The organism is Roseospira visakhapatnamensis, assembly GCF_014197915.1.
In the GTDB taxonomy this organism is placed as follows: Bacteria; Pseudomonadota; Alphaproteobacteria; order Rhodospirillales; family Rhodospirillaceae; genus Rhodospira; species Rhodospira visakhapatnamensis.
Genome location: NZ_JACIGK010000010.1, coordinates 1 through 24,786, shown reverse-complemented (window position 1 = coordinate 24,786; position 24,786 = coordinate 1). Strand labels below are relative to the sequence as shown.

The 24,786-nt window shown below is 70.0% G+C and carries 21 protein-coding genes; 8 read left to right on the top strand and 13 right to left on the bottom strand.

What is annotated here, in order from left to right; translation table 11 throughout:
* The first annotated feature begins 92 nt into the window (after positions 1-92).
* A complete protein-coding gene (locus GGD89_RS07965) occupies positions 93-3,320 on the top strand; it encodes a phage tail tape measure protein (RefSeq protein WP_184043908.1) in 3,228 nt (1,075 codons plus the stop codon).
* A gap of 51 nt (positions 3,321-3,371) precedes the next feature.
* Here GGD89_RS07965 and GGD89_RS07960 read toward each other — a convergent pair whose 3' ends face one another.
* Complete coding sequence (locus GGD89_RS07960; protein ID WP_184043906.1) at positions 3,372-3,677, bottom strand: hypothetical protein; 306 nt, start codon at positions 3,675-3,677, stop codon at positions 3,372-3,374.
* Between the two features lie 760 nt (positions 3,678-4,437).
* Between GGD89_RS07960 and GGD89_RS07955 the strand changes: the two genes are divergently transcribed.
* Positions 4,438-5,547 (top strand): radical SAM protein, encoded by a 1,110-nt coding sequence (locus tag GGD89_RS07955; protein ID WP_184043904.1) that lies wholly within the window; start codon positions 4,438-4,440, stop codon positions 5,545-5,547.
* Between the two features lie 19 nt (positions 5,548-5,566).
* Here GGD89_RS07955 and holA read toward each other — a convergent pair whose 3' ends face one another.
* The 4 genes from holA to GGD89_RS07935 form a co-directional block, all read right to left on the bottom strand.
* Positions 5,567-6,616, bottom strand: coding sequence for a DNA polymerase III subunit delta (holA, locus tag GGD89_RS07950; protein WP_184043902.1), 1,050 nt, complete (start codon positions 6,614-6,616; stop codon positions 5,567-5,569).
* Positions 6,617-7,486: 870 nt separating this feature from the next.
* Positions 7,487-7,999: an LPS assembly lipoprotein LptE gene (gene lptE / locus GGD89_RS07945; protein WP_184043900.1), complete on the bottom strand. Its 513-nt coding sequence runs from the start codon at positions 7,997-7,999 to the stop codon at positions 7,487-7,489.
* Positions 8,000-8,219: 220 nt separating this feature from the next.
* Positions 8,220-10,814: a leucine--tRNA ligase gene (gene leuS, locus GGD89_RS07940; protein ID WP_184043898.1), complete on the bottom strand. Its 2,595-nt coding sequence runs from the start codon at positions 10,812-10,814 to the stop codon at positions 8,220-8,222.
* A gap of 126 nt (positions 10,815-10,940) precedes the next feature.
* Positions 10,941-11,480, bottom strand: coding sequence for a DUF3576 domain-containing protein (locus GGD89_RS07935; protein ID WP_246422897.1), 540 nt, complete (start codon positions 11,478-11,480; stop codon positions 10,941-10,943).
* Between the two features lie 358 nt (positions 11,481-11,838).
* On the opposite strand from GGD89_RS07935, the gene GGD89_RS07930 reads away from it, so the two are divergent.
* The gene (locus GGD89_RS07930) at positions 11,839-13,263 is read left to right on the top strand and encodes an alanine/glycine:cation symporter family protein (protein ID WP_184043896.1); all 1,425 of its coding nucleotides are present in this window, start codon (positions 11,839-11,841) and stop codon (positions 13,261-13,263) included.
* Positions 13,264-13,360: 97 nt separating this feature from the next.
* Entirely contained in the window at positions 13,361-14,503 is a 1,143-nt protein-coding gene (tgt, locus tag GGD89_RS07925; protein WP_184043894.1) for a tRNA guanosine(34) transglycosylase Tgt, read from the top strand.
* Between the two features lie 6 nt (positions 14,504-14,509).
* Here the strand turns inward: tgt and GGD89_RS07920 are convergent, their stop codons facing one another.
* Positions 14,510-14,788: a hypothetical protein gene (locus tag GGD89_RS07920; protein WP_184043892.1), complete on the bottom strand. Its 279-nt coding sequence runs from the start codon at positions 14,786-14,788 to the stop codon at positions 14,510-14,512.
* Between the two features lie 200 nt (positions 14,789-14,988).
* Here GGD89_RS07920 and GGD89_RS07915 point away from each other — a divergent pair, with 200 nt between their 5' ends.
* Positions 14,989-15,195, top strand: a complete 207-nt coding sequence (locus GGD89_RS07915) for a hypothetical protein (RefSeq protein WP_184043890.1) — start codon at positions 14,989-14,991, stop codon at positions 15,193-15,195.
* 22 nt (positions 15,196-15,217) lie between these two features.
* Here the strand turns inward: GGD89_RS07915 and GGD89_RS07910 are convergent, their stop codons facing one another.
* A complete protein-coding gene (locus GGD89_RS07910) occupies positions 15,218-17,131 on the bottom strand; it encodes an ABC-F family ATP-binding cassette domain-containing protein (RefSeq protein WP_184043888.1) in 1,914 nt (637 codons plus the stop codon).
* Positions 17,132-17,173: 42 nt separating this feature from the next.
* Complete coding sequence (locus GGD89_RS07905; protein WP_184043886.1) at positions 17,174-18,094, bottom strand: DMT family transporter; 921 nt, start codon at positions 18,092-18,094, stop codon at positions 17,174-17,176.
* 227 nt (positions 18,095-18,321) lie between these two features.
* On the opposite strand from GGD89_RS07905, the gene ndk reads away from it, so the two are divergent.
* The gene (gene ndk, locus GGD89_RS07900) at positions 18,322-18,744 is read left to right on the top strand and encodes a nucleoside-diphosphate kinase (RefSeq protein ID WP_184043884.1); all 423 of its coding nucleotides are present in this window, start codon (positions 18,322-18,324) and stop codon (positions 18,742-18,744) included.
* Positions 18,745-18,783: 39 nt separating this feature from the next.
* Here the strand turns inward: ndk and dusA are convergent, their stop codons facing one another.
* From dusA to GGD89_RS07885, 4 genes are all read right to left on the bottom strand, one after another.
* Positions 18,784-19,782, bottom strand: coding sequence for a tRNA dihydrouridine(20/20a) synthase DusA (gene dusA / locus GGD89_RS07895; RefSeq protein ID WP_184043882.1), 999 nt, complete (start codon positions 19,780-19,782; stop codon positions 18,784-18,786).
* Between the two features lie 49 nt (positions 19,783-19,831).
* Positions 19,832-19,960 (bottom strand): hypothetical protein, encoded by a 129-nt coding sequence (locus GGD89_RS20365; protein ID WP_281396690.1) that lies wholly within the window; start codon positions 19,958-19,960, stop codon positions 19,832-19,834.
* Positions 19,957-21,234, bottom strand: coding sequence for an MFS transporter (locus GGD89_RS07890; RefSeq protein ID WP_184043880.1), 1,278 nt, complete (start codon positions 21,232-21,234; stop codon positions 19,957-19,959). The genes GGD89_RS20365 and GGD89_RS07890 overlap by 4 nt, the downstream gene beginning before the upstream one ends.
* A 297-nt stretch (positions 21,235-21,531) precedes the next feature.
* The gene (locus tag GGD89_RS07885; RefSeq protein ID WP_184043878.1) at positions 21,532-22,563 is read right to left on the bottom strand and encodes an AraC family transcriptional regulator; all 1,032 of its coding nucleotides are present in this window, start codon (positions 22,561-22,563) and stop codon (positions 21,532-21,534) included.
* 38 nt (positions 22,564-22,601) lie between these two features.
* Here GGD89_RS07885 and GGD89_RS07880 point away from each other — a divergent pair, with 38 nt between their 5' ends.
* Together GGD89_RS07880 and GGD89_RS07875 are read left to right on the top strand one after the other, a co-directional pair.
* Positions 22,602-23,015, top strand: coding sequence for a DUF2000 domain-containing protein (locus GGD89_RS07880; protein ID WP_184043876.1), 414 nt, complete (start codon positions 22,602-22,604; stop codon positions 23,013-23,015).
* Between the two features lie 293 nt (positions 23,016-23,308).
* The gene (locus GGD89_RS07875; RefSeq protein ID WP_343058562.1) at positions 23,309-24,016 is read left to right on the top strand and encodes a Crp/Fnr family transcriptional regulator; all 708 of its coding nucleotides are present in this window, start codon (positions 23,309-23,311) and stop codon (positions 24,014-24,016) included.
* A 35-nt stretch (positions 24,017-24,051) separates the two neighbouring features.
* Here GGD89_RS07875 and GGD89_RS07870 read toward each other — a convergent pair whose 3' ends face one another.
* Entirely contained in the window at positions 24,052-24,573 is a 522-nt protein-coding gene (locus GGD89_RS07870) for a glycine cleavage system transcriptional repressor (protein WP_184043872.1), read from the bottom strand.
* Positions 24,574-24,786 lie beyond the last annotated feature (213 nt).

Here is a 24,786-nt window from a genome sequence, read left to right as displayed (position 1 = left end):
AGACTCAGGACTCGTTAATAAAGTATTGGAATCCTGACTCAATCGAAGTAGCCTGTTGACAAAATTCGGTGTGTCAGCAGGGACGAGTCGCGATGGCCACCCGAGAAATCGATCCAGAGGACGAGACTCCGACCGGCGCGGCGTTTCGACAGTGGGGCGACAAGACGGGGCGGACCCGCGTCAAGGGAACCGCCGTGGAGTCGCCACGGTCGCGGTCGGCCTCGACGTCGACACGCGAGTCGACCTCCAGTTGGCTGTCGCGGCTGCGCGCCGAGGGGAGCCAGACCGACGGCCTGGAGGCCGGCGAGGTCAACGGGACCGGGAGTCCCGGCGGCGCGACGTCCGATGCCGGTGTCGCGGCCGCGTCACCCGCGCCGGACACCGGCGCGCCGGTCACGCGCCTGGACCTCGCCGCCAACGACCGCGCCACGTCGACACCGCCGGCGCACGAGGGCGGCGGCGCTGCCGTCTCCAAGGCCACCACGACCACCGAGGACGCTCCGTCGCGCGCGGATGCCGGGGTGTCGTCGCGGGTCCGGCCCGCCGAGGCCGCGACCGAGGACGGGGTGCGTCCCGGACCCTGGCCGGCCGAGGCCGGCGACGTCTATCCGCCGCCGCCGCTGCCGCCCCCCTTGCCGCCGCTGCCGCCGGATCCGCCGATGGCCATGCCCCGGGCCATCGAGTGGCCGTGGTGGGTCGGCGGCGGGGTGTCGCTGTTCTGGCTGGCCTTCTTTTCGCTGTACTTCCAGCAGAGCGTCGGCTGGAGCAATCTTTTCATGCTGCTGCCCCACGAGTTCGGGGGCTTCGCGGCCGGTGCGTTCTTCCCGGTGGCGCTGGCGCTGGCGCTGGCGGCGGTGCTGACCCGCGACGGCCGCTACGGCCGCGAGGCGCTGGTGTTGCGGGACCAACTGCGCAAGCTGTCCTATCCCACCGACTCGGCGCGCACGCAGATGAACGAGGTGGCGCGCTCGCTCACCGAGCAGGCGCGCATGCTCACCGACGCCTCGCGTCAGGCGCTGGCCGAGGCGCGGCAGGTGCGCGACGGCCTGAGCACCGAGGTCGTGGCCCTCAACGCGCTTTCGGAAAAGTTCCGCGAGGATGTCGCCCAGGTGATTCGCGACGCGGAGAGCCAGGTCTACGGCCTGGAGGAGGCCACCGAACGGGCCGTGACGCGCGGACGCGACGCCGGCCATACCCTGGAGAAGCAGGGCGCGACGCTGTCGGACGCCGCCGAGAAGCTGGTTTCCCAGACGCGGGTGCTCGACGAGAATTTGCGCAAGCACGTCCAGGAACTGACCCTGGCCGGGCAGCAGGCGCGCGAGCACGGCAACAGCCTCACCTCCGTCAACGACGCCATCGCCCGGTCGGTGCGCGAGGGGCGGTCGGTCGGCGAGGAGGTGTCCGGCCTGCTGCGTGACCTGGATGAGCACCTGCGGGGCCAGCAGAACGACCTGGAGGGCCTGCGTGGCCGCTGGGAGAAGACCAGCCGCCAGGTGCTCGACGACATGGGCCAGCAGAGCAAGACGGTCGACCAACTGGTCGAGCGCATGATGAGCCGCGCCCAGGTGATCGAGGACACCATCGGTCGTCAGAGCGACGCCCTGATGGGGGCGTCGGACCAGTCCATGGCGCGCCTGAAGGAGATGGAGGGCGTGTTCACGCGCCGCGTCCTGGCCATGAACACCTCTGTGGACGAGGCCACGGGCAAGCTGTCGGACGCATCCCTGGTGGTCGCCCAGCGCGGCCAGGAGGCGGCGGTGGCCACCAGTTCGGCCACCGACACCCTGGAGCGGGCCTCCGGCACCCTGGACGAGACCCTGCGGGCGCTGTCCACCGCCGTGCAGCGGGCCGAGCAGCGCGCCCGCGACGCCGCCGGCGCCGTCAAGGAACAGGTGGAAAGCCTGGAGTCCAACACCACCGAGGCCAACCGTCAGGCCGGTTTCATCCGCGAGGCGATCGAGGCGCAGACCCAGGAACTGCACGACGGCGCCACCCTGATCGGTACTCAGGTGGAACTGGTGCAGAGCGCCCTGACCCAGCAGGCCCGGCACCTGGGCGATGCCGCCAACACGGCGGCGGCGCGCATCCAGGATACCGTGGAGTCCCTGCGGGCCCGCCTGGGCGAGTTGTCGGGCGTGTCGCGTCAGGTCAACGCCGACCTGGAGAGCGTTGGCGCCGGCCTCATGAAGCACGCGGAAACCCTGGAGGAAGCCGGCCAGCGCAGCCTGGACTACACCCGGGCCGCCTCGGAGGCGGTGCAGGGCGAGACCGGGCACCTGCAAGAGGTGGTCGCCAAGGTGCACGAGGCCCTGGAGGGCCTGGAACAGACCCTGGCGGCGCGCAACATGGCCATCACCCTGGCCACCGAGACCGCCGACAAGCAGTTCGGCGACGTGGCCCGGCTGCTGGACTCCAAGGTCAAGGATCTGGGCGAGACCAGCGAGCGCGCCACCGGACACCTGCAAAGCGTGGCCGGATCCCTGGACGATCACGTGGTCATGGTGGAGTCGGTCACCGGCCGTTCGACCGGGCGCATCCGCGAGATGGGCGATGCCCTGGAGCAGCAGGCGCGCATGTTCGAGGAGGTCACCGGGCGGGGCCTGTCCCAGGCGACCGTCGCCGGCAACCGCCTGCGCCAGTCCACCGAGGGCATCCAGGCGGCGGCCGACAAGGCGGCGGAGACCGTGCGCGGCGCGGCCAGCATCCTCGGCGGGGCGCTGGAGGAAGCCGACGAGCGCGCCCATGCCCTGGTGCCGGTGGTGGAAAGCGCCGTTGCCTCCATCCGCCAGGAGGTCAACACCCTGGGCCTCACCGGCGAGAAGATCACCGAGGTCACGCATCGCGCCGGCAGCGAGTTCTCCCGTCAGGCACAGGGGCTGGTCACGGCCGCCGACAGCGCCGAGGAGCGCGCCAAGGCCCTGCGCCTGGAGATGGAGCGGGCCGAGGTGGCCACCTTCCTGCACCAGGCCAGCTTCATGATCGAGCGCCTGGAAAGCGCGGCGGTGGACATCGCCCGCATCTTCAACCCGGTGCGCGACGAGGAGCTGTGGCGCCGCTATCAGAAGGGCGACCACGGGGTCTTCCTGCGCCACCTCGCGCGGGTGATGACGGTCAAGCAGCACGGCGCGGTGCGCGAGGCGTTCGAGACCGACCGCGAGTTCCGGGGCTACGTCACCAGCTTCATCACCGATTACGAAAGCCTGCTGGACCAGACCCAGCAGACGGCGCGGGCGGACATTCTCACCGCCCTGTTCGTCGGGTCCGACCTGGGCAAGGTCTACCTGGTGCTGGCCAAGGCCCTGGGGCGCCTGGACGGCTGACGCGGCGGCCAATGCCCTCAAGGGGGCGAACCCCTTGGCGGCGTCGCTGCACTAGCCGGACTCGTCCAGGCCGTCGTGCGGATCCCAGCCGGCGGCCCGGGCCGCGGTGACCGCCTCCGCCTGGATGCGGTCGAAGCGGGCGCGCAGATCCTCGGGCAGGTTCGCGACGCGGAAGTCGTGGCGCCGCCATTCGTCCTCGACTCGGATCCAGAGATCCTCGAACCGCTTGCGGGTCCAGCCGGCTCCGGTCTCGCTTTCCGGTGCCAGGCCGAACACCCAGGCGTCGCGCAGGATTCGGCCCCGGTCGGTCATGCCGCCCATGTCGTCCTTGTCGATGCCGGGGTAGGGAGTTTCCATGGCGGAGGTCCTTGACGGTTGGTGATCTTGACGCTTGATGATGGTGAGATGCGGGACGCGGCCCGGGCGTTCCCGGGCGAGGCGTCGCCGGTGGTTCGCGGGACGATAGCACAGGTGCGCGCGCCTGTGCGTCCGGCGGGGCGGGATGGCGACGGCCGGAGGCTTCGCCGAAGACAGCGCGGGGCCATGGCCTGAGACCGGGGGGCGGCTCCGCCGGGCGCGCCGAAGGCCATGGAGATGGTCCGTTGAAGACCGTGACCGTTGAAACCCGTGGCCGGCTTGCCCGTTCTGGTCGCCGTGTCGCGGTTCAAGGTGAAGATCCCCTCACAGGACGGCGCCGGGATCGGTGTATCGGATGGCGACCCAGGGGAAAAAACGTGAAATACTGCCGATTGTCGTGTCGCGCGGGATCGGGTCACCATGGCCGGGGTCTTGCGCGGGACGGGCGGGAGTCCCGGCGGAAAAGCGGGGTTGAAGGTGATGGCGCGTGCGGCCTAGCGTACTGTGGGGTCCGTGGCTGAGTGGCGCGCCGGAGCGCATGGTCCCGGCCGGACCCCGACCCGCGCCAGGACACGTTCGGGAATCCGTCCGCGGTGATCCGGCCCCGCTCGTCCGGGGGCCGGCCATGAGGCGTCGTGACGCCCGGGAGTCGATGTCGCGGGGTGGACGAGGGATGCACGTCCGCCCGGGGTATGAGCCTCCGATTCAGACCGGCCCTCGATCGGCGAGACGGCCGGCCTGCCAACGTCGGTGAGAGACCATGGCAAACTTCGTGCAAAAGGTGGCGGCGGGGGTTCCCTTCTTCGCCAAGGAGGTACGGGTCGCGGTGTCCGACCGCACCCCGTTCATGATCGCCCGGCCCCGGTCGGTCAACATCCTGCCGTCCAAGCGCTGCAACGCCTTCTGCCCCATGTGCCCGATCGGCGAGGCCAACCTGAAGGGCGAGAAACCCGATCCCGTGGAACTCACGGCCGGTCAGGTCAGCGAGCTGTTCGACGGCATCAAGGACCTGTCGGGCAAGGGGGTGGTCGTCTCCTTCGCCGACGGCGAGCCGACGGTCTGGAAGCCCTTGTGGGACATGCTGGAGCGCGGCCGCGACCTGGGCTTCGCCATCAGCTTCACGACCAACGGCTACACCATGAAGGAGGCCCAGGCGGCGCGCGTGGCGTCCATCAACCCCTTCAACGTGGGGGTGTCGCTGGAATCGCTGCGCGGCGAGATCAACGAGATCATGCGCCCGCTGGACGGCAAGGGCACCCAGAAGACCATCGACTGCATCGAGAACCTGCTGGCCGCCCGGGATCAGGCCGGCGCCGACATGAGCCTGAACATCAAGACCGTGCTGTCCGGCGTGAACTATGAGTATGTGCACGAGATCGTCGAGCGATTCGCGGCCCGCCCCGGCGTGATGTGGACGCCGCAGCCCTTCCGGGGCACCGACGACCGCATGTGGATCCATGACACCAAGCGGTTCGCCGAGGTGATCGAGCACCTGATCACGCTGCGGACCCAGGGCCACAAGATCAACGCGTCCGACAAGAACCTGCGGGACTTCGTGACCTACTTCGAGGCCGGGATGGAGCGGGTGGACAACGCCCCCAACCGGTCCGGAGAGGAAACGCTGGACGCGCCCCGCTGCCAGATCGGCTTCACCAGCATCTTCGTCACCCAGGATGCCCAGGTTCGGCTGTGCCCCTACATGGAGCCGGTGGGTCGCATCGGCGACGGCCAGACGCTGCGGCAGATGTGGACCGGCAAGGCGGCCCAGGAGCGGCGCGAGCAGATTGCCGCCTGCAAGGTGGACTGCGAGCTGTCGTGTACCCGGCGAACCTCGATCCTCAACAAGGCGAAGCTGTTCCTGCAACGCTGAACCGCCGTCGGGACGACACCTATCGGGCACGGCCGGGCGCCCGGGGCGCCCCGTCCCGGGCGGCGCGCGCCAGCCGCATGAGGGTCCGCGAGCACACCACCTCCGGCGGGGGGCCGCTGCTCTTGCAGTCGCCCTCGGCCTCAAGAAGCAGCGTCAGCGCCTGGCCCACGCGCGCGGAGTCCCAGCGGCGCACCTGCGCCTTGAGGCGGTCGGCGTGCTTGAAGATGACCGGGGGGCGCAAGGCGCCCACGGCCTGATCGGGGGACGCGCCACGGGCGACGGCGCCGGCGGCCTGATGCAGCCGGGTGAAATGCCGCACCACCGCGCGTAGCACGGGGATCGGTCCGGTGCCCTCGCGCAGCAGGCGGTCGAGGACCCGTTGCGTGCGGGTGTCGTCGCCATCGGCCACCGCCAGGGACAGGTCGTCCAGGCCCAGGGCCGCCGTGTCGCCGACACAGGCGGCGGCGTCCGCCAGCGTGATCTCGCCGGGATCGCCCTTGTAGGTGGCCAGCTTGATCAGCTCCGCCCGCGTCAGCAGGCGATCCCCGCCCAGGTGCTCCAGCAGGTAGGCCAGCGCGTCGTGGCCGACCGTCATGCCGTGGGCGCGCAAGGTGTCGCGAACCACCTGTTCCAGGGTCATCCCCTCGTCGGCGTAGCAGGCCAGCGCGGCGGCGGCCGGCGATCCCTCGAACAGCTTGCGCAGGGCGGAACTGGGCCGCAGTTCCCCGGCCAGGGCCAACACCAGCGCCTCCCCGGGCGAGTCGTCCAGCACCGCCTGGATCGCCGGCGCCTGGCCGTCCCCGGCATCCAGCAGGCGCACCACCCGGCGCCCGCCCATCAACGACTGGGCGGCGGTCTCGTCGGCCAGGCGCGCCGGGTCGTCCTTCAGGCTGGCCGGCGTCAGGTCGGCGACCCGGAAGGGATCGCCGATGTCGTCCACCACGGTCCGGGTCAGGGCGTCCAGGCGCTCGCGGGCCAGACCCCGGTCGGGACCATAGACCAGCACCGCCCGGACCTTGGGGTCGGGCGCCTTGACGAAGGCGGCGGCGCGGGCGGCGGTGATTTTCATCGGGATGGCGTTCTGGGCATGGGGACAAGCCGGGCAGGGGGGGCGGGCTGCGGTGCAGTCAGGAGAGTCACGGGGGATCTCGAAAAACCCCGCACCCCTCAAGAATACTCCATTCCTTCTCTTATAAATTGCGGGCATAGAGTCGGCAGTATCTAGAGTTTTTCTGAGTGCTCCCACGACCGACCAATCTAGTCACTGCCCAAGTGGTCCCAATCCGAAGTTCGTTGTTTCTCGCTTTGACCTCTCAACGAACTTCGGATTCAATTGGGGTACTCGTGAGTTTACGTTCTAACGGGGGCTATCGACTTGAAGCGCCTTGGAAAGAGCCTGAAGACCGCTTAAAGGACGTCCCATCCAACACATTAGCGGACTTGCGTGCGCCAGTCTGGAACAGTTTTGGTACGGATGTAGTGATCGTGCAGGGCTTGCTTCGCCGACCCACATCCGGCCTGAGCGCACCAAACCCAAAGAGTATAACCATTAGGAATATGGGCTGCTCCTCCACCGCATGTCGGATAGTGGGCAGGCAAGACATCGAGCGTGGCCGCCGACGCATGGGATAGCCTGTACCAAGCGCACCACATATCCTTGGTCGCTTGCGCCCACGCTTGGTTCGACACTGTTGAAGTGGAGAGCACCACAAAAACAATCAAAGGTAGGGCAAGGCTTCTTGATGTACTTTTCATGGTTCGCTTCCTCCTTAAGTCACGGCAACAAACTAAAAGACCCTAAAAATGTGGGGATTTTTTGGCTAACGTTCTCATGGCAATGGGCCGGCATTCTCTCCCCTGGTTCCGCTGGGGGGGCTGCGGCCGACTCTGATACCGGCCATCCATAGGCTGGTATCGTCGGGTCCCAAGACCGTCGTGCTCAGAAGCCCGGGTAGGCCACCGGCCCGCCGGACCCGGTCCCGCCGGATCCGAAGTGGGCGATCAGCCGGGCCTCGATGTCGGCGGCGATCTGCTCGGCGATGCTCTCCTGGCCGGCGCGGCGGTTGCGTTCCGTGGCATACTGGTTGTCCAGGATGTTGTACGTGACGGCCGCGCGCGACTGGCCTTCCCGATCCAGACGCTGGCGACCGTCACCCATGCGGGTCAGCAGACGCCAGGCGGCGCGGCCGTGGAGCGTGGCGAGGCTCGGCTTGTCGTCCTCGCTGATGCCGAGGTCCTGGTCCACCAGGGAGAGGGTCACGACCAGTTCATGGGGGGCGTCGTCCACCGGCCGCAACCGGTCCAGCAGCGCGTTGCGCAACAGTTGCCCGCTGCGGTCCGCGATCGGCGCCACGTCCACGCTGGTGAGTGCCGCGCCGCCCCGGCCCCGGCGGCCGTGCACGGGCCGGAAGCCGCAGCCGGCGACAACACCGCCCAGGGCCATGGTCAACACGACGCGGCGCCCGAGGCGATCGATACGCCGTTCGGGGGGGCCGTCCCCATCTCCCCCATGACGGGCGGAGGCCGTCGGTGGCGACCGGCGTCCCCCGGATTCCCGTCCCGGAATGGAGAGGGAGGGGGTGGGGGGCCTCGGCCCGCTGTCATTGCGCATCGGAGTCACCCCTGTTGAGACCCCATCTGGCGCCCGGGAGGTCCGGACACCACCGTGGTCCTCAGCCCACCACGATGTTGACGATGCGGTTGGGCACCACCACCACCTTGCGGATGGTCTTGCCCTCGGTATGGGCGCGCACGTTGTCCACCGCCAGGGCGGCGGCCTCGGCTTCCGCCTTGGGGCAGTCCCTGGGAAGGGAGACGTTGCCGCGCAGCTTGCCGTTGACCTGCACGGCCAAGGTGACGGTGTCGTCCACCAGGTGGGCCGGGTCGGCCTGGGGCCAGTCGGACTCCGCCAGGATGGTCGATCCGCCCAGCGCCTGCCAGCAGCTTTCCGTCAGGTGCGGCACCATGGGATTGAGCAACCGTACCGCCGTTTCCACGCAGAACCGAGCGACGGCGGCGGCGCCCGGCGCGTCGGCCTTGAGGTCGCCCAGGGCGTTGGTCAACTCGCGGATGCGGGCGACGGCGGTGTTGAAGCGGAAGCGCTCCAGATCCTCGGTCACGCCGGCGATGGTCTTGTGCGCCCGCCGGTACAGCCCCAGGGTGGGCGCGTCCAGGTCGGCCACCGGCACCGGGGTTCCGGCCGGCGGCAGCGGCACGGGCGGCGCGGCCACCAGGCGCCAGATGCGGTTGACGTAGCGCCAGGCGCCCTCCAGGCCGGCGTCGGACCACTCCATGTCGCCGTCCGGCGGGTTGTCGGAGACAATGAACAGCCGCGCGGCGTCGGCGCCGTAGGTGTCCAGGATCCGTTCGGGGTCCACGGTGTTGCGCCGGGACTTGGACATTTTCTCGGAGCGGCCGACGGTGACCGGCGCGCCGTCGGACAGGCGGCGGGCGCCGCCGTCGTCGGTCCTCTCCACCTCGGCCGGTTCCAGCCAGGACCCGTCGGCCGCCTGATAGGTCTCGTGGGTGACCATGCCCTGGGTGAACAGGCCGGCGAAGGGCTCGGCCCCCGCCAGATAGCCGCAGTCGCGCAGGGCCCGCATGAAGAAGCGCGAATAGAGCAGGTGCAGCACCGCGTGCTCGACCCCGCCGATGTACTGGTCCACCGGCAGCCAGTAGTCCACGGCGGCGCGGTCGAAGGCCACGGTGTCGCTGTGCGGGGCGCAGAAGCGGGCGAAGTACCAGGAGGACTCGACGAAGGTGTCGAAGGTGTCGGTCTCGCGCCGGGCGGCGGTCCCGCAGGTGGGACAGTCCACGTGCGCCCAGGTGGGATGGCGGTCCAGCGGGTTTCCGGGCGCGTCGAAGGTCACGTCCTCGGGCAGGGTGACCGGCAACTGGTCCTCGGGCACTGGGACGATGCCGCAGGATGGGCAGTGGATCACCGGGATCGGGCAGCCCCAGTAGCGTTGCCGCGACACGCCCCAGTCGCGCAGGCGGTACTGCACCGTGCCCTCGCCCTTGCCCAGGCTTTCCAGGCGTTCGATCACCGCGCGCTTGGCGTCGGCCACGCCCAGGCCGTCGAGGAACCGGGAGTTGATGGCCACGCCGTCGCCCACGAAGGCTTCGGTGCCGGCGGTCAGGTCGGCGGCGAAGGCCACCGGGTCGGTGTCCCGGGGGGCGACCACGGCGAGAATGGGCAGGTCGTACTTCCTGGCGAAATCGAAGTCGCGCTGGTCATGGGCCGGGCAGCCGAAGATGGCGCCGGTGCCGTATTCCATGAGTACGAAGTTGGCCACGTGCACCGGCACGGTCCAGGAGGGGTCGAGCGGATGGACCGCCCGCAGCCCGGTGTCGAAGCCGCGCTTCTCGGCGGTTTCGATGGCCTCCTCGCTGGTGCCCAGGCGGGCGCACTCGGCGATGAAGGCGGCCAGGTCCGGATTGTCCCGGGCCAGTTCGGCGGCCAGCGGATGGTTCGGCGAGATGGCGCAGAACGAGGCGCCGTAGAGCGTGTCCGGCCGGGTCGTGAAGACCTCCAGCGCGTCGTCGCGGTCCGCCAGATCCCAGCGTACCCGCGCGCCCTCCGACCGGCCGATCCAGTTGGTCTGCATGGCGCGGACCTTGTCGGGCCAGCGGTCCAGGTCCTGGATGGCCTGCAACAGGTCCTCGGCATAGCGGGTGATGCGGAACGACCACTGGGCCAGTTTGCGCCGCTCGACGGGGGCGCCGGAGCGCCAGCCCTTGCCGTCGATCACCTGTTCGTTGGCGAGCACGGTGTGCTCCACCGGGTCCCAGTTCACCCAGGTCTCGGTGCGATAGGCGAGCCCGGCCTTGAGGAAGTCCAGGAACATCTTTTGTTCATGGCGGTAGTATTCGGGCTCGCAGGTGGCGATCTCGCGCGTCCAGTCGATGGACAGGCCCATGGGCTTGAACTGGTCGCGCATGGCGGCGATGTTCTCGCGCGTCCATGTGGCCGGGTGCACGCCGCGCTGGATGGCCGCGTTCTCCGCCGGCAGGCCGAAGGCGTCCCAACCCATGGGATGCAGGACCATGTGGCCGCGCGCGCGCCGGTATCGGGCCACCAGGTCGCCCATGGTGTAGTTGCGCAGGTGACCCATGTGGATGCGTCCCGACGGATAGGGGAACATCTCCAGCACGTAGTACTTGGGGCGTTCGGGGTCCTCGGTGGCGCGGAAGCAGGCACGCTCGGCCCACACCTGCTGCCAGTGGGCCTCGGACTCCTTGACGGCATAACGCTCGGCGACGGCCATGAGGGAAACGGTCCTTCGGATCCTGATCGTGGGGCGCCGACCGCATCGGTCGCGCCCGGGGCGCTTGGAAACGGAGGCCCGGCGCTGGCCGGGCCGAGGGGCGGTGGGGACGGGCCGTGGCCGGCCCTATTGCTCGCGCAAGGACGCCATGCGGAGTTGGCGGGCGCGGGTCAGGATGGCGTCTTCCAGCTTGGTGGCGATGCCCTCGTCCACGGGGATGTCGGTCCAGTCGGGCATCCCCTCGACGCGCTGCTGCTTGAACACCGAGACCTCGATGCCGTCGGCCCGCAGCGCCTTGGCCAGGATGTAGACATTCACCTTGAACCGCTCGGCGGGGGTGTCGCTGGGCGTGTACCAGTCGGTGATGATCACGCCGCCGAAGGGATCGGCCGAGGACAGCGGCATGAAGGCGATGGTGTCCAGCGACGCGCGCCAGAGAAAGCTGTTCACGCCGATGCCGGCGGTGCCCGCCGGGCCATCGTCCTCGCCGCTGCCGAACAGGTCCATGCCGCCCGGGCCGAAGATGGTGTCGCGCTCGTACGGCTTGCTCAGGTCGCGGCGCACGGTCCGGCTCTCGCCGGGCGGCTTGTCCGGATAGATGGGCTTGGCGTACTCGCACCCTCCGGCCAAAAGGACCATCGCCATGGACACCCAGAGCAGACGCATGATGGTTGTTCCCTTGCCCGCCGGTCCGGGGCCATCCCGGAGCGGCCGCTCCATCCTTATAATAGGGGCGGCGTCGGGGCAACAGGGCCGTCCCCCTCCCAGGGAGCCGGCCGGCGCGGCCCCGGCACCGGCTGGCCGGGCCGGCGCACGGGATCCGGGCGTCTTCGCGGGCGCCGTGCGGGGGCCACTGGCATCAGTTTCGTGATCCTGGCGCGGATCCGCCGGGCCGATCCGCGTCCTCGTCCACCGGATGACACTTTTCTTGCCCTTCGACCGTGGTGGTGCTCTGGTCACCGCACAACGCCGGGACCGCCCGGCGTGTCGTGGATGGACACCGCTTGGTCTGAAGGGGGATACGATGGACGTCGTTGAGGGTATTTTCGCACTGATCGGGGATCTGACCTGGGGGTGGTCGTTGATCCCGTTCCTTGTTGTGCTTGGCATCTTCTTTACGTTGATCTCGAAGCTGGTGCAGTTCGAGTTCTTCGGACGCATGTTCCGGGTGCTGTACAGCCCACGGGAGGGCACCGACGGCCGCCGCATCAGCTCGCGCGAGGCCCTGCTGGTCAGCGTCGGCGGGCGCGTCGGCGGCGGCAACATCGCCGGCGTGGCCGTCGCCATCACGCTGGGCGGCCCGGGGGCCGTGTTCTGGATGTGGGCCATCGCCCTGGTGGGCATGGCGACCAGCCTGTTCGAATGCTCGCTGGCGCAGCTCTATAAACGCGCCGAGCCGGACGGCACCTATCGCGGCGGTCCGGCGCGCTACATCATCTTCGGCCTGGGCGAGCAGTTCCGTTGGCTGGCGGTCCTGTACGCCGTCTGCCTGATCGCCGCCTTCGCCTTCGGGTTCAATGCCTTCCAGGGCAACACCGTGGCCGGCGCGGCCAACGACAGCCTGGGGGTCGAGCGCCTTTACACGGGCCTGTTCCTGGCGGCGCTGACCGCCTTCATCGTCTACGGGGGCATCCGACGCATCGCCAAGGCGGCGGACATCATCATTCCCGTGATGGCCGTCACCTACATCGGCATGGCGCTGTTCGTCACGCTGATCAATCTGCCCGAACTGCCGGGCGTGCTGTACTCGATCGTCGCCAACGCCTTCGGCATCGAGACCGCCGTCAGCGGCGGTATTGGCGCGGCCATCGCCCAGGGCCTGCGGCGCGGCCTGTTCTCCAACGAGGCGGGCCTGGGCTCGGCCCCGAACGTGGCGGCGGTCGCCCATGTCAAGCATCCGATCAGCCAGGGGATCGTGCAGTCGCTGTCCGTGTTCATCGACACCATGATCATTTGTTCGTGCACGGCGTTCGTGATCCTGCTGGGTGACGTCTACGTCCCGGGGGCGCAGGACATCAACGGCGTCGCCCTGACCCAGCAGTCTCTGGTCAGTCATATCGGCGACTGGGCACAGTACTTCCTGACGTTCGCGGTGCTGCTGTTCTCCTTCAGCTCGATCATCTACAACTACTACCTCGGCGAGACCGCGTTGACGGTGTTCACCGAAAGTCGCGCCGTGCTTCACGGGATCCGGGTCGCGGTCGTGGGTGTGGTGTTCCTGGGCGCGACGGCGCCGGCCGCGACGGCCGTGTTCTTCTTCTCCGACCCGCTGATGGGCATCCTGGCCCTGGTCAACCTGGTCGCGCTGACCATGCTGTTCCCCATCGGCATGCGTCTTCTGAAGGACTACCGGCAGCAACTGCGCGCGGGCATCGACGATCCGGTCCTCGACGTGGACGCCTATGCCGATCTGAACATCGACCGGGCGGCCTGGTCGGACGCCAAGTAACCGACGCGCCCGTCAGGGCGCGGCATGGAAACGCGGCCCGGCCCGCCGGGTCGCGCTTTCCCTTGAGCCGGCGCGGGCGCCCGGCTATCACCCGGTGATGACCGATCCGATCGTGCCCGCCTTCCGCTATACCCGCCTGGCCACCGACGGCGCCGCCCGCCTGGGCCGCGTCGAGACCGCCCACGGCGCCATCGACACGCCCGCCTTCATGCCGGTGGGCACCGCCGCCACCGTGAAGGCCATGCGCCCCGAGAGCGTCGCCGAGACCGGCGCGCAAATCGTGCTCGGCAATACCTATCACCTGATGCTGCGCCCGGGGGCGGAGCGGGTGGCGCGCCTGGGCGGCCTGCGCGCCTTCATGGCCTGGCCCGGGCCGGTGCTGACCGATTCCGGCGGCTTCCAGGTCATGAGCCTGGCCAAGCTGAGGCGCCTGGACGACGACGGCGTGACCTTCCAGTCGCACGTCGACGGCTCGCGCCATCGCCTGACGCCGGAGCGCTCCGTCGAGATCCAGCACCTGTTGGGCGCCACCATCACCATGGCCTTCGACGAGTGCACGCCCTATCCGGCCACCGAGGAGCAGGCGGCGGCCTCCATGCGGCTGTCCATGCGCTGGGCCGGGCGGTGCCGCGCGGCCTTTGTGGAGCGGCCGGGCCATGCCCTGTTCGGCATCGTCCAGGGGGGCGTGTATCCGCACCTGCGCACCGAGTCGGCGGCGGCGCTGACGGGCATCGGCTTCGACGGCTACGCCATCGGCGGGCTGGCGGTGGGCGAGCCCCACGACGCGATGCTGCGGATGCTGGAGCACACCGCGCCGCTGCTGCCCGACGACCGGCCGCGCTACCTGATGGGGGTCGGGCGGCCCCAGGACATTCTCGCGGCTGTGCGGCGCGGCGTGGACATGTTCGACTGCGTCATGCCCACCCGCTCCGGCCGGACGGCGCAGGCGTTCACGCGCCGGGGGACGGTCAACTTGCGCAACGCCCGCCATGCCGAGGATCCCCGGCCGCTGGACGAGGGGTGTTCCTGCCCCTGCTGCCAGGGGCACACGCGGGCCTACCTGCATCACCTGATCCGCGCCGGCGAGATCCTCGGGCCGATGCTGCTGACCTGGCATAATCTTCAGTACTACCAGGACCTGATGGCCGGGATCCGCGCGGCCATCGCCGAGGGGCGCCTGGACGCCTTCGCGACGGCGGTTCTGGCGGGGTACGAGGCCGGGGATGTCGAGCCCCTGTGACGGGCCTCAGTCCGACGCCGGCTCCAGCACGAACCCGGCGGGGCACTCGGGCTCGCCGGTGACCCGCCAGGTGGGCTCGATGGGATCGCGCTCGGCGAACAGCACCGCTTCGGCGTCCGCGCATTCGCAGGGCTGGGTCTGGCAGTAAAGCTGCAGGTGCTCCAGCCGGGTGAGGCGCCGGCCGTCGGTGTCCACGACGCCGTCCGAGGAACAGGCGGCCAGGGCCAGACCGGCGAGGAGGAGCAGGGACGCGGGCGGGACCAGGGGCGAACGGCGACGCGGCATGGGCAAGGGGCTCCGGCGGTTCCGACGAGGAGCGGATCCCATACCACGCGGCCGGACCCGGGTCACGGGCCACCGGCGATGCCGCCGCGCCATGGTCCCCCGACCCCGGAGCGCCGGTCCCGTCCCGACGCGCATTGCCTCCGCCGGTGGGGCCATGACACGATGCGCGCCGGATTCGCCTTCCCTTGCCGGAGCACACCATGGACAAGTACTGCGTCAACAAGACTCCTCAGGCCAATGGCGACCACGAGGTCCACAAGGAGGACTGCTTGTTCTGGCCGGAGAAGAAGCAGGTGATGGACCTGGGGTACCACACCGACTGCCACAGCGCGATGATGCGGGCCAAGATGCACTATCCGCAATCCAACGGCTGCCGCCACTGTTGCGCGCCGTGCCACACCACGTGAGCGCCGGGGCCGGGGGGCTGGGCTACCCCGCCGCCGCCTCGGCCGTCTCCAGCGCCTCCTGGGCCTCCAGCCAGCGGGCCTCGGCGGCGTCGGTCTTCTTGCCGATGTCGCCCAGGTCGATCTGAAGCCGGGTGACGCGGTCCGCCGGACCTTCGTAAAGTTTCGGATCGGCCAGGGCGGCCTCAAGGCGCGCCTTCTCGGCGGCCAGTTTTTCCAGGTCGGTCTCCGCCGCCCGGATGGCCTTGCGCAGGGGCGCGGTGCGGGCGCGCAGATCGGCGGCGGCGCGGCGTTCATCCTTGCGCGACGGCGAGGCGGCCGTGGCGGATGCGCCCGCCCCGGCCGCCTCGCGCCGGTCCTCCCGGGCGCGCTCCAGAAGCAGTTTGCGATAGTCGTCCATGTCGCCGTCGAAGGGCGCCACCGTGCCGCCGTCCACCAGCCACAGGCGGTCCGCGGCCAGCTCCACCAGATGCGGGTCGTGGGTGATCAGGATCACCGCGCCGGCATAGGCGTTCAGGGCGGCCACCAGGGCCTCGCGGGTGTCAATGTCCAGGTGGTTGGTGGGCTCGTCCAGGATCATCAGGTGCGGCTCGGCCGTGCTCATGAGGGCGATGAGCAGCCGCGCCTTCTCGCCGCCCGACAGGTTGGCGACCGGCGTGTCGGCATGACGCACCGTGAAGTCGAAGCGCCCCAGGTGCGCCCGCAAGCGCGTGTCGTTGGTCTCGGGCAGGGCGCGGCGCATGTGCCACAGCGGCGTCTGGCCGGGCACCAGTTCGTCCAATTGATGCTGGGCGAAGTAGCCCACGGTCAGCTTGGGCGACGCCTGCATCCGGCCGGCCATGAGGGGCAGGCGGCCGGCGATCACCTTGGCCAGGGTGGACTTGCCGTTGCCGTTGGCACCCAACAGCGCGACGCGGTCGTCCATGTCCAGGCGCAGGTCGAGCCCGCGCAGGATGGGCCTGTCGCCGTAGCCCGCCACGCCGCCGGCGATGGTCACCAGCGGCGGTGCGAGCGGCTGGGGCTCGGGGAAGTCGAAGCCGATGGCCCGGTCCTCGACCACCGGGACCAGCACGTCCATCTTCTCAAGCATCTTCAGGCGGCTTTGCGCCTGGCGGGCCTTGGTGGCCTTGGCGCGGAAGCGGTCCACGAAGCTCTGGATATGCTGGCGCTGGGCCTGTTGCTTTTCATAGGCCCGCGCCTGTACGTCCCGCTGTTCGCGGCGGGTCTTCTCGAAGGTGTCGTAGGCGCCGCCATAGGCCACCAGCTTACCCTGGTCCAGGTGCCAGATGCGGTTGACCGCGCGGTTCAACAGGGTGCGGTCATGGCTGATGACCAGCAGGGTTCCCGGGTAGGACGCCAGGTGGGTTTCCAGCCAGACCGTGGCCTCCAGGTCCAGGTGGTTGGTGGGTTCATCGAGCAGCAAGAGGTCGGGCCGGGCGAACAGCACGGCGGCCAGCGCCACGCGCATCCGCCAGCCGCCGGAGTAGTCACCCACGGGGCGGGACTGGTGCTCGGCCGGGAAACCCAGGCCGGCCAGGATGCGGGCCGCGCGGGCGGGGGCGGTGTGGGCTTCGATGGCCAGCAGGCGCTCGTGGATCTCGGCGAGGCGATGCGCGTCCACGGTGGGGCCGTCGGTGGCCGCCTGCTCCTCGGTCAGCAGGGCGGCCCGTTCGGTGTCGGCGGCCAGCACGCAGTCGATCAGGGGGACGTCGCCGTCCGGGGCCTCCTGGGCCAGACGGCCGACGCGGGCGCGCGGGCGGGTGAGCAGGTCGCCGCTGTCCGGCGCCGCCTCGCCCAGGATCAGGCGCAGCAGGGTACTCTTACCCGTGCCGTTGCGGCCCACCAGGCCGGTGCGGCTGCCGGCGGGCAGGTGAGCGCTCGCGCCGTCGAACAGGACGCGCCCGGCGATGCGATAGGTCATGTCGCGGATCTGCAGCATAACCGGGGTGATAGCACGACCCAGGGCCGGCGCGACAGGGTGTCAGGGCTGTCGGGCGCGGGATCGGACGGGGATCGGCGTGCGCACCACGATGATGCCCAGCAGCACCAGGGCGAGCCCCGCCAGGGCTTGCGCCTGGACCGGCTCGCCGAGGATCGCCGCGCCCAGGAAGACGCCGAAGACCGGCACCAGATAGTTGTTGAGGGAGGCGAAGGTGGGTCCCTCGCGCCGGATCAGCCAGAAGTATACGAAGTAGGCGCCGGCGGTGTTGACCAGGCCGAGCAGCACGAGGGCCAGGGTGGCCGTCGGGTCGGGCCAAGGTCCGGTCGGGGGAAGGCCGCCGGCCAGCAAGTCCGGTCCATGGAGCGCCAGCCAGGCCCCGCCCATCAGCACCGCCGAGAGCGTCATGGTCGTCGCCACCGTCGCCGTCAGCCCCACGCGGCCGGCCAGGCTGCGCGAGATTAGGGTGCCCAGGGCGTAGCCGCCCGCCGCCAGGATCGCGGCGCCCTTGCCCAACCAGTCCGAGGCCGCCCCCGCGTTGCTCGGCGTGGGCCATCCCAGGGTCACCAGCACACCCACGAACCCGATGCCAAGACCGAGCCAGACGCGCGCGGTCCAGCGGTCGCCGCCCCGGAACAGGCGGCCCGCCAGGAAAGTGATCAGGGGCACGGCGGCCATCATCATCGCGGAACTGCTGCTGGCGGTGAGCTGACCGCTGACGCCCAGGAGAAAAAACGGCGCCATCTGGCCGACCAGGGACAACGCGAGCAGGCGCCCCCACACACCGGGGTCCCTCGGCACGCGCGCCCGTACCGCCCAGGCGGCCAGGGTCAGACAGGCGGCGGCGATCACCAGGCGCCCGCTGGCGATGTCCAAGGCGTCGAAGGATCCCGCCGTCACCTTGATGGCCACGAACGACGATCCCCAAAGCAGGGATACCAGCAGCAGGACGGCAACGCCCATGGCCCGACTTTCCTCCCTTCCACGCCACCGGTTGCCATCGCCGGAGCGAGGGATTATAAGGCGCCCGCCTGCGCCACCACCGTCCTTTTCGGGAGCGAGTCGTTGTGGCCTGCGCCGTTTTCCGTGGGGCGAGGGCGCCCGCCGCCCGATCGCCTGAGGGCACGCCGTTTCCGGCCGCGCCGCCGCCGCCTCTCGTTCCCTTCCCTCAGACATGACAGGACGTCCCGATGGCCATCGAACGCACGCTTTCGATCATCAAGCCCGATGCCACCCGCCGCAACCTGACCGGCGCCATCAACGCCCGCTTCGAGGAGCGCGGCCTGCGCATTGTCGGCCAGCGCCGCGTTCACCTGACGACGGCCCAGGCGGAAGCCTTCTATGCCGTGCACAAGGAACGCTCGTTCTTCGGCTCGCTGGTCGAGTTCATGTGCTCGGGCCCCGTGGTGGTGCAGGTGCTGGAGGGCGAGGATGCCGTCACCCTGAACCGCGAGGTCATGGGCGCCACCAACCCGGCCAACGCCGAGGCCGGCACCATCCGCAAGGACTTCGCCGAGTCCATCGAGGCCAACTCGGTGCACGGTTCCGATTCGCCGGAGAACGCGGCCAAGGAAATCGCCTTCTTCTTCGCCGAGGTCGACATCGTCGGCTGACCCGCGCCGCCCGGGGACTCGCCGCCCCGCGCGGGTCCCTCAGGACACCGCCGCCGTCGGCGCGACGTGGGCCAGCGCCTCCAGGATGACCTCCGGACCGGCGCCGGGGCGGCAGGCCCGCTCGCTCAGGTGACGCCGCCAGGCGCGCGCCCCCGGTATGCCGTGGAACAAGGGCAGGATGTGGCGGGTGATGGCGTGCAGCGGCACCCCCTCGTCCATGCGTCGCGCGGCATAGGCCGCCATGGCGCGGGCCACCGCCGTCGGGTCGGGCGGTCTGGCGGCGTGATCCCCGAAGATCGTCCGGTCGGCCTCTGCCAGCATCCACGGCGTCTCGTAGGCGCCGCGCCCGATCATCACCCCGTCCAGGTGGCGCAGGTGGTCGGCCGCCGTGGCCAGATCCCGCACCCCGCCGTTGTAGACGATCGTCAGGGCCGGGAAATCGGCCTTCAGGCGCCGCGCCACCTCGGGGCGCAGCGGCGGGATCTCCCGGTTCTCCCGGGGACTCAGGCCCGACAGCCAGGCCTTGCGGGCATGCACGATGAACACCCGGCAGCCGGCGGCGGCCACCGTCTCGACGAAACGGGACAGGTGATCGTCGCCGTCCAGGTCGTCGATGCCGATGCGGTGCTTGACGGTAACCGGCAGGTCCGCCGGCACCGCCGCGATCATGGCGGCGACCCCGTCGGCCACCAGGGCGGGCTCGGCCATCAGGCAGGCGCCGAACCGGCCGCTGGACACCCGGTCCGACGGGCAGCCGACGTTGAGGTTGATCTCGTCGTAGCCCCAGGCGGCGCCCATGCGCGCGGCGGCGGCCAGCGCCCGGGGATCGCTGCCCCCCAGTTGCAGCGCCACGGGATGCTCGGCCGGGTCGAAATCCAGGTGGCGCGCCGCGTCTCCCCGCAGCAGCGCGCCGGTGGTCACCATCTCGGTGTAGAGCCGGACATGCCGGCTGATCAGGCGCAGGAAGTACCGCTCGTGCCGGTCGGTCCAGTCCATCATCGGGGCGACCGAGAGTCGATGCGGGTGCTTGTCGTGCATGGCCGTCGTCGGTGTCGGTGTTCGTGGTGGTCCCCATAACCCGGGCCGGCTAGAAGCAGACGCTCAGGCGATCGAGGGACAGCGTCATCACCGGGTTGGTATAGCCCAGAAAGAGGCTGACGAGCATCAGGCTCGCCAGCAGGCCCAGGGCGATCGCGCCCACGACGCGGCCCGTCATGCCGCCGCCCCCGCCGCCTGGCGCCGGGCAAGCGGCGTCTCGCGAATCGGCGCGTTCAGCGCGGCGGCGGCCACGCTCAGGGCGATGGCGATCCACCAGACCGCGTCATAGGAGCCCGTGCGGTCATGGGCGATGCCCCCCAGCCAGCCGCCGAGGAATGATCCGATCTGGTGCGCCAGGAAGACCACGCCGCCGAGCATGGCCATGTTCCGCACCCCGAAGACCGCCGCCACGATCTCGTTGGTCAGCGGCACCGTGCTCAGCCAGAACAGCCCCATGGTCACGCCGAACGCGTAGGCGGACCATGGGGTGGCCGGCAGCATCACGAAGGCGGCGATCGCGGCGGCCCGGGCCAGGTAGATCCCCACCAGCAGCATCGGCTTGCGGTGCCGCCCGCCCCAGACGCCCGCGAGATACGTCCCGGCGATGTTCAGCAGGCCGATCAAGGCCAGTACCGTGGTCGCGACCGTTGGCGGAAGCCCCTGGTCCTGGAGGTATGCCGGCAGGTGCACGGCGATGAACACCACCTGGAAGCCGCAGACGAAAAAGCCCAGGGATAGAAGCCAGAAGTCGCGGCTGCCCAGGGCCTCGCCGATCGCCTGGCGGGCGGTCGGACCGGTCGGCTCGGGGGCGCCGACGGGCCGCGCCGCCGCGTCGCGGCCCTCCGCCAGCGCGAGGCTCAGGGGCAGGATGAGCGCGGCCAGCGTGGCGAGCACCAGCAGCGTCGACGACCAGCCGATGCCGCCGATCAACGGCAGCACCAGGGGCAGCATGGCGAACTGGCCGAAGGACCCGACCGACATGGAGATGCCCATGGCCAGGCTGCGCCGGTCGGCGGGCACGGCGCGACTGATGGCGCCGAAGATGATCGGAAAGGAGCACCCGCTGAGACCGAGGCCGATGAGGACCCCGGCGCTGAGGGTGAACAGCGTCGCCTCCTGCGGGAGGGCCATCACCGCCAGCCCCGCCGCGTACAGGACGCCCCCGCCCAGGATCACCCGGCCCGCGCCGTGACGGTCGGACAGCAGGCCCGCGACCGGTTGCGCCACGCCCCAGACCAGATTTTGCACGGCCATGGCGAAGGCGAAGGTCTCGCGTCCCCATCCGCTGTCCAGGCTCATCGGGGTGAGGAACAGGCCGAAGCTGTGGCGAACGCCGAGCGAGATGGCCAGGATCAGCGACCCGGCGACCAGCATCAACCGGGCGGTGGCCCAGCGATCACCGGCCGGGGCCCCTCGTGCGGGGGCCTGCTGGGTCGGTGCCTCCCGTGTCATGGTGGGCTGTCCTCCGGTTGCCGCCTCCGGTCATCCGGACCGTGCCGGAGGCGTCCGCGTCAGGCTAGCACGACGGCCGGTGGCGCGCGGCGCCGATCGCGTCCCGCACGCCGCCGGGCTCCGCTGAACCGTGCGCGAGGCCCCTGGAGACGTGACCCCGGTGCCGTCGGGCGTTCTGGTCGGGGCTTGACCTGATGTTCTCTTTGTGTTCTTTTTTGTGTGGAACAAAAAAAGAACATGTGTGGTCCGGTGGTTGAGGAACCGCCCCGCAGAGGAGATCAGATCATGTCCCCGACCTTATCCATCGCCGATCTGGTGCGCGAGGGGTTGGCCCTGGCGTCGCTGTTCCTGGTTCTCGGTCTGTGGTCCGTGCTCGGGCACGCGCTGGTGGGGTGAGGGGGTGGCGACGACAGGGTCGTCCAGGCTGGGGTCGTCTAGGCTGGGGTCGTGACGGGTCGCGTTGGTCAGGGCCAGCCATCGGCCGGGGGATATGCCGACGGTCCGGGTGAAGTGCCGGGTCATGTGGCTCTGGTCGGCGAACCCGGCCGCGCAGGCCGCCCCGGCCAGGCTTTCCCCACCCAGCAGGGCGGTCCTGGCCCGGTCCAGCCGGCGCAGGGTAAGGTAGCGGTAGGGACTGGTGCCGAGCATCGCCCGGAACTGGCGGGCCAGGGTATAGCGGTCCAGCCCGGTCGCCGCTTCCAACTCGGCGGACGTCACCACGCGATCGCAATGGGCGTCCAGGATCTGCCGCGCGCGCTCCACCGAAGCCGGGCACGACGCCCCCCGGGTCCGCCCCGTCGCGGCGGAGGGATCCAGGGACAGCAATGCCTCGGCCACCTCCTGGGTCACCTGATCGGCCTCCAACTCTTCCAGCGGCCGCGCCATGTCGGCCAGGGCGGGCGCGACCGCCCGCCGCAGGCGACGGTCGCGCGTCAGGGCCGCGCGCGCGAAGGGCAGCGCTCGCGCGCGTCCGGCCAGCGCCACGGCGATGCGATGGGGCGGGACATAGATCATCCGGTAGCGGAAGCCCGCCGCCGCGCCCGCCTCGCCGTCGTGGCGTTCGTCGGGATGCAACACCATGAGGGTGCCGGGCGCGCTGGTCCGATGGGCGCCCCGATAGGTGAAGCACTGCACCCCGCCATCCGTCAGGCCGATGGCATAGGTGTCGTGGCGGTGCGGATCATAGGCGTGACCGGCGAAAAACGCCTCAAGGCGCAACAGCCCGTCTCCATCCGCCGTCTGGCGCACCCAGTCACCGCCGCCGGGACGAACCGCCCCCGGCCTCGCGCGGCACGATCGTTCAAGACCGCCGTCGAATGCACGGTTCATGCTGACGTCCTGGTTTCCCACAACAGACAGGTTCTCCCATGCATGACGGCACCAAGATCGCGATCGTCGTCCGCGACACCCTTCTGACCTGGCAGAAGCTCAATGTCGTCGGCTTTGTCGCCGGCGGCCTGGTGGGATCATACCCGGAGTTGGTGGGAAGCCGCTACGTGGACGGCTCGGGCCGCGCCTACGGGCCGTTGATCCGGCAGCCGGTGCTGATCTTCGCCGCGCCGGACGCCGCAACCCTTGCCATGACCCTGGATCGGGCCCTCCGCCGGGGCCTGACGCCGTCGATCTACACCGCCGACCTGTTCGGCACGGGCCATGATGCCGACAACCGGGCGGCCGTGGCGGCGGTGCCGGCCGAATGCCTTGATCTGGTGGGACTCGCCGTGCACGGTCCCCGGAAGGACGTGGAGAAAACGGTCAAGGGGCTCGTCTTGCACGATTAGTGGGGTGGCCTATACCACCGCGCAAGGACTGAAACGCATGGCGGGCTGGCGGGACCGCCCGGCTGACGGCCCCGTGCCTCCCTGTCGCCTTCGGCCCGTTGCGTGCACGAGCGGCGTTTTTGGCGACACGTGGACGCGCGCCCCGGGTTCCGGTAGGATTTTCGATGATGGGTTCGATGCCCCCTGGTCGGGGGGATGGCCGGTGGTTTTCCTTCGATGCCACGCCGACGCAGGCGGCGGGCGCCGGGACACCGGCCCGAGCGGATCCAGGGTCGAGCGGGAGAAGCGGGGTCGTGCGCGGGAAATCCATCGAGGCCGCCTGGCGCGGACAGGCGGAATGCCAGGGTTGCGGGATTCGGGAGTCAGCCCTGTTCGCGGATTTGCTGCAGCAGGATTTCGCTCTCGTTCATCTGCCCATCGATGAAATCCAGTTCGAGCCGGGCCTGGCCCTGTATCACGTGGGCGATCCGGGACAGGCGGTGTTCACGATTCGGACCGGACTGGTGAAACTGGTCCGCTATCTGGCGGACGGCAGCCAGCGGATCGTGCGCCTGCTGCGCCCCGGCGATACCGCCGGCATGGAATCGGTGCTGGGCCAGGACTACGAGCACACGGCCATTGCCCTGCGGCCGGCGCTCACCTGTCGCATCCCGCGCGAGGTGGTCACGCGCCTGGCCGAGAACACCCCGCGCATGCATGCCCAGCTCATGAGCCGCTGGCAGCGTCAGGTGCAGCAGGCCGACGCGTGGCTCACCAGCCTGTCCACCGGCAGCGCCAAGGCGCGGGTGGCGCGACTGCTGCTGCTGCTGCTGGATCAGAATGCCTCGCGCCAGTGCGATCTGTTCGGGCGCGAGGACATGGGCGCCATGCTGGGTGTCACGACCGAGACCACCAGCCGCATCGTCGCCGAGTTCCGGCGCGATCGGGTGCTCACCGAGTTGGGACCCAACCGCTACGACTGCGACGTGGACGCGCTGCTGCGTCTGGCCGGCATGGATTAGGTTTGGTTAGGGTTTGGGGACCATCGGGGCGGCGATCACGGCGTTTCCATGCGGGCATGCAGCCCCAGGGATTCGGCGGTGTTGGAGACCGTCGCCAGGCAGGCTTCCACGCGTCCGGCCGGAATGGCCACGGCGAAGCGCACGGCGTAGTGCTCGATGTCGTCGGGCAGGGGCTGCGCGTTCATGGTCACGATGTTGGCGTTGAAGTCGCCGAACACCTCGGCCAGGCGGGCCACCAGTCCGGGGCGGTTGCCGCCTGAAACATATACCAGGTGGGTGATCGTGGCCGCGTCCCGCGACTCGGCCCAGGTATCATACGGCCGCACGCTGATCTCCGCGCCCTCGGCCTCGGGCACGCCGGCCAGCGCGGCCTCCACCTGAGCCGGGGTCAGGTCGTCGTCCACCGTCAGCACCGCCGAGAACTCGGCTCCCTGGCCCAGGACGGCGAAGCGCGTATCGCCCAGATTGGCGCCCAGGTCGAACAGGGTGGCGGCCAGGCCGGCCACCAGGCCGGTCCGATCGGGGCAGAAAACGGTGGCGAGCAGGGTGTGCGACATGTCCGGGCCTCGTGCTTGACGGTGCGCGCGTCCTCCGACCGGCACCGCCGCCGCCGTGGTTGCCGCGCGCCGCCCATCCTACAGCCGCACCCCGGGTTGGCAACCCACGCTCGGCGGGGGCAGCAGTTCTCAGGATGGGGTTGGAGTGTGTCGCAACCGGGTCTGGTGATTGAAGGGACAGGTGAGGAGGGGCGGGCTCAGGGTGGCTGGGGC